Origin of the sequence: Mesorhizobium sp. M0778 (assembly GCF_040320105.1) — a bacterium.
GTDB lineage: Bacteria > Pseudomonadota > Alphaproteobacteria > Rhizobiales > Rhizobiaceae > Mesorhizobium.
Genome location: NZ_JAMYPA010000006.1, coordinates 292,463 through 299,145, shown reverse-complemented (window position 1 = coordinate 299,145; position 6,683 = coordinate 292,463). Strand labels below are relative to the sequence as shown.

Annotated in this window: 7 protein-coding genes; 5 read left to right on the top strand and 2 right to left on the bottom strand. The window is 62.4% G+C overall.

Annotated elements, in window-relative coordinates:
- The first annotated feature begins 303 nt into the window (after positions 1-303).
- Together NKI22_RS11845 and NKI22_RS11840 are read left to right on the top strand one after the other, a co-directional pair.
- Positions 304-1,032, top strand: a complete 729-nt coding sequence (locus tag NKI22_RS11845; RefSeq protein WP_352717322.1) for a glycosyltransferase family 2 protein — start codon at positions 304-306, stop codon at positions 1,030-1,032.
- On the top strand, positions 1,025-1,357 hold the full coding sequence (locus NKI22_RS11840; RefSeq protein WP_023674681.1) for a lipid-A-disaccharide synthase N-terminal domain-containing protein: 333 nt from the start codon (positions 1,025-1,027) through the stop codon (positions 1,355-1,357). The genes NKI22_RS11845 and NKI22_RS11840 overlap by 8 nt, the downstream gene beginning before the upstream one ends.
- 28 nt (positions 1,358-1,385) lie before the next feature.
- Here the strand turns inward: NKI22_RS11840 and NKI22_RS11835 are convergent, their stop codons facing one another.
- Together NKI22_RS11835 and NKI22_RS11830 are read right to left on the bottom strand one after the other, a co-directional pair.
- Positions 1,386-2,036 carry an FMN-binding negative transcriptional regulator gene (locus NKI22_RS11835; protein WP_352495791.1) on the bottom strand — a complete coding sequence of 217 codons (651 nt, stop codon included), beginning with the start codon at positions 2,034-2,036 and terminating at the stop codon, positions 1,386-1,388.
- Between the two features lie 6 nt (positions 2,037-2,042).
- A complete protein-coding gene (locus NKI22_RS11830; protein WP_023717356.1) occupies positions 2,043-2,717 on the bottom strand; it encodes an alpha/beta hydrolase in 675 nt (224 codons plus the stop codon).
- Between the two features lie 290 nt (positions 2,718-3,007).
- Here NKI22_RS11830 and NKI22_RS11825 point away from each other — a divergent pair, with 290 nt between their 5' ends.
- From NKI22_RS11825 to sufC, 3 genes are all read left to right on the top strand, one after another.
- Positions 3,008-4,171, top strand: coding sequence for a cysteine desulfurase family protein (locus NKI22_RS11825; protein WP_352643926.1), 1,164 nt, complete (start codon positions 3,008-3,010; stop codon positions 4,169-4,171).
- Positions 4,172-4,359: 188 nt separating this feature from the next.
- Positions 4,360-5,877, top strand: coding sequence for a Fe-S cluster assembly protein SufB (sufB, locus tag NKI22_RS11820; protein WP_023717358.1), 1,518 nt, complete (start codon positions 4,360-4,362; stop codon positions 5,875-5,877).
- 29 nt (positions 5,878-5,906) lie between these two features.
- Positions 5,907-6,662, top strand: a complete 756-nt coding sequence (gene sufC, locus NKI22_RS11815; protein ID WP_352702514.1) for a Fe-S cluster assembly ATPase SufC — start codon at positions 5,907-5,909, stop codon at positions 6,660-6,662.
- Positions 6,663-6,683: the final 21 nt, after the last annotated feature.

Below are 6,683 nucleotides of genomic sequence, written 5' to 3'. Positions count from 1 at the left end.
AAGACGTCAAATCCCCCGCAAACAAGCGAACAACCGCCGCAACCCCGCCGCCGCAAGCTTTTGCTCATGACTGCGCAACAGGTCCACAAGGGGAGAAGGGAGAGCCGCGCGTCGCGAGACAAGCGGCTCTCCCCGGAACGGGTAACGTGGGAGGCCATCCAAACCTGAAGCGATCATCCTACACTTCCGGCGCGCCTGCTTGCGTCCTCGTTTCGGCTGGCGTAATGAGGCGCCGCACCAGCGGGGCTCATCCGCTGGACCGCGCGGCATCGATCGAATGCCATATCCTGTGACAGAGTCGAGATGCCGGAGATATCCATCGTCATTCCTTGCCGGAACGAGGCGGCGAACCTGCCGCTTCTGCTCGACGAGATCGGCGCTGCCATGGCCGGCCGCGACTTCGAGGTCATCGTCGTCGACGATGGCTCGACCGACGACACGCCTTCGGTCCTTGCCGCTCAGGCAGCGCTTCGCGCGTTTCCGCTGCGCCATCTCAGGCATGCGAAATCCGCCGGCCAGTCGCTCTCGGTACGCTCGGGCGCCTGGGCAGCGCGCGGCGATATCGTCGCCACCATCGACGGCGACGGCCAGAACGACCCCGGCTATATCCCAGTGTTGATCGACGCGCTCCGGCAGGCTGGTCCCGACGTCGGGGCTGCGCAGGGACAGCGTCTGAAGCGCCGCGACAGCAAGATCAAGCAGCTGGCGTCGCGTTTCGCCAACGGGCTGAGAAAGGCCATCCTGCACGACGAGACGCGGGATACCGGCTGCGGCCTCAAGGCGATCCATACCGATATTTTGAGGAAATTGCCGTTCTTCGACGGCACCCACCGCTTTGTTCCGGCGCTGGTCATCCAGGAGGGCTACCGCGTCGTCCATTGCGACGTCGTCGACCGCTCCCGCCGCCACGGCAAATCGAATTACGGCATCTTCGATCGCGGCCTGCAGGGCGTGCTCGATCTTGCCGGCGTCTGGTGGCTGCGCCGCAGGCGCCGCAGAATGCCCAAAGTAGAGGAAATCAGGCATGGGTAACGTGCTTCAGGAATTGGCGACCTGGCTTCACGATGTTTTCGTCAAGCAATTCGATGCCTGGGTCCTGCTCGGCTTCGTCGCCCAGTTCTTCTTCACCATGCGCTTTCTGGTGCAGTGGGTGGCGTCGGAAAAGGCCAAGCGCAGTGTCGTGCCGATCGCCTTCTGGTTTTTTTCGCTGTTCGGCGGCGGCCTGCTGCTGATCTACGCCATCCAGCGTCAGGATCCGGTGTTCATCGCCGGCCAGGCCATGGGCCTGTTGATCTATATCCGCAATCTCTGGCTGATCGCCAACGAGCGCAAGGCGGCGATGACCAAGGTCGATTGAGCCCGCAACCGGCCTAAGCCGATCGAGATTACTTGCCGTCCAGCCCGCCGTAGGACCTTACCAGTTCGATCATATCGGCCGAGTTGACGGTCTCGCTCTCGAGCCCCTCGGCGACGCCGACGCGGTCGGCGGCCGGCCGGTTCTGGCTGACTTTCCATTTGCCGCTGATTTCGGTGATCGCGATCTCCAGGCCGACAATGCCCTTGATCTGGGACTGGATGAAGGGAGCCGGCGCATCGGTCACCGCCCACGGCGCCGCGCGATTGCCCTCCTGCGACATCGTCAGATCGGAAATCTGCTCGGCCAACCAATCCTGGTCTTCGATCACCTTGACGATGCCGCGCACCTGGACGATGGCGTAGTTCCAGGTCGGTACCACCTTGCCGGTTTCACGCTTGGTCTCATACCAGGACGGCGTCACATAGGCATCGGCGCCCTGGAAGACGACCAGCACCGGCGCCAGGGGATTGTCGGCCAAAAGCCGCCATTGCGGATTGGCCTTGGCCAAATGGGCGCGCAGCCTGCCGTTCGGCGGCACATCGGCGTCTAGAAGAAAGGGAATTGCGTTGGCGACCGGCCCCTCGGTGCCGTTCGACACCAGCAGGCCAAGCGGATGCGCCCGGATCAGCCCGTGCAGGACGTCCGGCCGTGTTTCCTGGAAGTGAGGCGGTTGGTACATCGCCGACTATCTCAGCCGCTTCGGCCGTGGGTCGGACAATTCCCCGGCCAGCCGGCGATCGAGATAGTCCGCGCATTCCTCGATCAAAAGCTCCGCATGGTTGGCAAAGAAATGGTTGGCGCCGGGCAAGGTCTTCTGGGTGATGGTAATGCCCTTTTGCGTGTGCAGCTTGTCGACCAGGCCCTGCACGTCCTTGGGCGGCGCGACCTTGTCGGCGTCACCGTGGATGATCAGGCCGGACGACGGGCAGGGTGCCAGGAACGAGAAATCATAGGTATTGGGCTGCGGCGCGATCGAGATGAAGCCTTCGATCTCGGGCCGGCGCATCAGAAGCTGCATGCCGATCCACGAGCCGAACGAATAGCCCGCAACCCAGCAGCTCTTGGAATCCGGATGAAGCGACTGCACCCAGTCGAGCGCCGCGGCAGCGTCGGACAACTCGCCGGTGCCGTGGTCGAATTCGCCCTGGCTGCGGCCGATGCCGCGGAAATTGAAGCGCAGCGTGGTGAAATTGCGCTTCTGGAACATGTAGAAGAGGTCGTAGACGATCTTGTTGTTCATCGTACCGCCGAACTGGGGGTGCGGGTGCAGGACGATGGCAATCGGCGCGCTCTTTTCCTTCGAGGGCTGATAGCGACCCTCCAGGCGGCCGGCCGGACCGGTGAAAATGACCTCAGGCATGAAATACTCCACTTGGCATAAATTGCGCGGCGCCCGGAACAACTCTTCCTCTGGCCCCAGTCTTCCCTAGGCCCCAATCTTCCCTAGGCCCCAGGCTTCCCTAGGCCTTGACGCAGGGCGAGCGTCTTTCTAGAAGCTAGTTTAGAATTGTTCAAAACTGGGCGGCCAAAAAATTGTGGCTCGGCCACCCGCGCCGCAAGCCGCGTAAATAGGACGTCTTGCCTTGCAATTTCAAGGAAATAACGCGCTATCTTCGCGGAACGGCTTTTGAAGGGACCAGTTGGACGGAAATGGCCGGAGCACGCGCCTATCTCGACTACAACGCCAGCGTGCCGCTGCTTGCCTCGGCGCGTGCGGCCGTGGTCGCTGCGCTCGACGTCGCCGCCAACCCGTCCTCGGTCCATGCCGAGGGCCGCGCTGCACGGCGGCTGATCGAGGATGCCAGGCGCGAGGTGGCGCGACTGGTCAGCGCCAAAGCCGAGCATGTCGTGTTCACCTCCGGCGCTACGGAAGCGGCCTCGACGCTGCTGACCCCGGATTGGCATATGGGGCGCGGCGCCGTCCGCATGAGCCGGCTTTACGTGTCCGAGGCCGATCATCCCTGCCTGCTGAATGGCGGGCGCTTCCCTGCGGCGCAGGTGACGCGGATCGGCGTCGACGCCGATGGCATCGTCAGGTTCGACGCCTTGGCGGCAGCGCTCGGTGCGCATGACAAGGCCGACGGCTTGCCGCTGGTAGCCATCCACGCCGCCAACAACGAGACCGGCGTGATCCAGCCGGTTGGCCGCATTGCCGAAATTGTCAAGGCGGCGGGTGGCATCCTGGTTGTCGATGCGGTGCAGGCGGCCGGCCGCATTCCGCTCGATATGTCAGCGGGTTACGCTGACTATTTGATTCTCTCGTCGCACAAGATCGGCGGCCCCAAGGGCGTCGGTGCCATTGTCGCGGCGTCGGACTTGATGATGCCGAAGCCGCTGGTCAGCGGCGGCGGCCAGGAAAAGGGCCATCGCGGCGGCACCGAAAACCTGGCGGCGATTGCCGGGTTTGGCGCGGCGGCGCGTGAGGCGCTTGCCGGCTTGCAAACGATCGATGCGGTGCGGCAACGTCGCGACGAAATCGAGGCGATCGTGAAAACGCTGGTTCCGGATGCCGAATTCTTTGGGACCGGCGCGCCAAGGCTTGCCAACACCACATTCTTCGCTATTGCCGGCATCAAGGCCGAGACGGCGCAGATCGCCTTCGACCTGGCCGGCGTGGCGCTGTCGGCTGGATCGGCCTGTTCATCGGGCAAGGTCGGGCCGAGCCACGTGCTGAAGGCCATGGGTCGTGGCGACAGCCTTGGCGCGTTGCGCGTGTCGATAGGTCACGCGACCGGCGCTGAAGATATCGAGCTGTTCCGTTCGGCGCTGGCGACGATCGTCGCGCGGCGGGCAAACAGGGAAAAGGCCGCCTGAGCGCGGCAACGTGACATTTGGGCCTTACGGCCTGGTAGAGCCGTGCGTTTGCATTTGGCCGGGTGAATTTCCGGCATGAACGCACTATATGAAACTTACGCCGCTTCGGGTGCCCAAAGGGTGCTGGTTGGCGGTGCCATAGTTTGAAAACTGCCGGGCCTTGACCCCGGCGTGGATGGAGAACGCTGATGCCTGCTGTGCAGGAGACGATCGATCGAGTTCGAAAGATCGATGTCGACCAGTATAAATACGGATTCCAGACCGAAATCGCGATGGACAAGGCCCCCAAGGGCCTGAGCGAAGACATTATCCGCTTCATTTCGGCGAAGAAGGACGAGCCGTCCTGGATGCTGGAATGGCGCCTGGAAGCCTATCGCCGCTGGCTGACGCTGGACGAGCCGAAATGGGCGCGCGTCCACTATCCCAAGATCGATTTTCAGGACCTCTACTATTACGCGGCGCCCAAGAGCACGCCCGGACCGACCTCGCTCAGCGACGTCGATCCCGAACTGCTGAAGGTCTACGAGAAGCTCGGCATTCCGCTCAGGGAACAGGAGATCCTCGCCGGCGTGCAGAAGACCGATGCCTCGGAGCTCGAGGAAGCCAGCGACAATGTCTACAAGTCGGGCCGTGTCGCTGTCGACGCGGTGTTCGATTCGGTCTCCGTCGTCACCACCTTCAAGAAGGAGCTGGCGCAGGCCGGCGTCATCTTCTGCTCGATCTCGGAAGCGATCCGCGAGCATCCGGAGCTGGTGAAGAAATATCTCGGCTCGGTCGTGCCGACCTCCGACAATTTCTACGCAACGTTGAATTCGGCGGTGTTCACCGACGGCTCCTTCGTCTTCGTCCCCAAGGGCGTGCGCTGCCCGATGGAATTGTCGACCTATTTCCGCATGAACGAGAAGAACACCGGCCAGTTCGAGCGCACGCTGATCATCGCCGAGGAGGGTGCTTACGTCTCCTATCTCGAAGGCTGCACGGCACCGCAGCGCGACGAGAACCAGCTTCATGCCGCGGTGGTCGAACTGATCGCGCTCGACGATGCCGAGATCAAATATTCGACGGTGCAGAACTGGTATCCTGGCGACGCCGAGGGCAAGGGCGGCATCTATAATTTCGTCACCAAGCGCGGCGACTGCCGCGGCCATCGCTCGAAGATTTCGTGGACGCAAGTCGAGACCGGCTCGGCCATCACCTGGAAATATCCGAGTTGCATCCTGCGCGGCGACGATTCCAGCGGCGAGTTCTATTCGATCGCCGTGTCGAACGGCTACCAGCAGGTCGACAGCGGCACCAAGATGATCCATCTCGGCAAGAACACGTCGAGCCGCATCATCTCCAAGGGCATTGCCGCCGGTTTTTCGCAGAACACCTATCGCGGCCAGGTCTCGGCGCACCGCAAGGCGACCAACGCCCGCAACTTCACCAATTGCGATTCCCTGCTGATCGGCGACCAGTGCGGCGCGCACACCGTGCCCTACATGGAAGCCAAGAATTCGACGGCGCAGTTCGAGCATGAGGCGACCACCTCGAAGATTTCCGACGACCAGAAGTTCTACGTCATGCAGCGCGGCATCCCGGAAGAAGAGGCGATCGCGCTGATCGTCAACGGCTTCGTCAAGGACGTCATCCAGCAGCTGCCGATGGAATTCGCGGTCGAGGCGCAGAAGCTGATCGGCATCAGCCTCGAGGGCTCGGTCGGCTGACCGGATAAGAATTTTCAGGAAAAGAAAAAATGCTTGAAATCAGAAACCTCCATGCCCGTATTGTTGATGACGGCACCGAGATCATCCGTGGCCTGAATCTTTCGGTGAAGGCCGGCGAGGTTGCCGCCATCATGGGCCCCAACGGCTCGGGAAAGTCGACGCTGTCCTACATCCTCGCCGGCCGCGAGGACTATGAGGTCACCGAAGGCGACATCCTCTACAACGGCCAGTCGATCCTCGAAATGGATCCGGCCGAGCGCGCAACCGCCGGCATCTTCCTCGCCTTCCAGTATCCAATGGAGATACCGGGCGTGGCGACCATGGAATTCTTGAAAGTGGCGATGAACGAGCAGCGCAAGGCGCGCGGCGAGGAACCGCTGAAGATCCCGGAATTCCTCAAGCGCGTGAAGGAAGCGGCCGCCTCGCTCAACATGGATATGGCGATGCTGAAGCGGCCGCTCAATGTCGGTTTTTCCGGCGGCGAGAAGAAGCGCGCCGAGATCCTGCAGATGAAGCTGCTCGAGCCGAAACTGTGCGTCCTCGACGAGACCGATTCCGGCCTCGACATCGATGCGCTGAAGATCGTCGCGGACGGCGTCAACACGCTGCGCTCGCCGGACCGGGCCATCGTTGTCATCACCCACTACCAGCGCCTGCTCCAATACATCGTGCCGGATACGGTGCACGTGCTCTACAGAGGCCAGGTGATCAAGTCGGGCGACAAGTCGCTGGCGCTCGACCTCGAGGCCAATGGCTATGCCGGCGTGATCGGGCAAGCCGCGTGAGATGCCAGCAGGCCCGGAAGG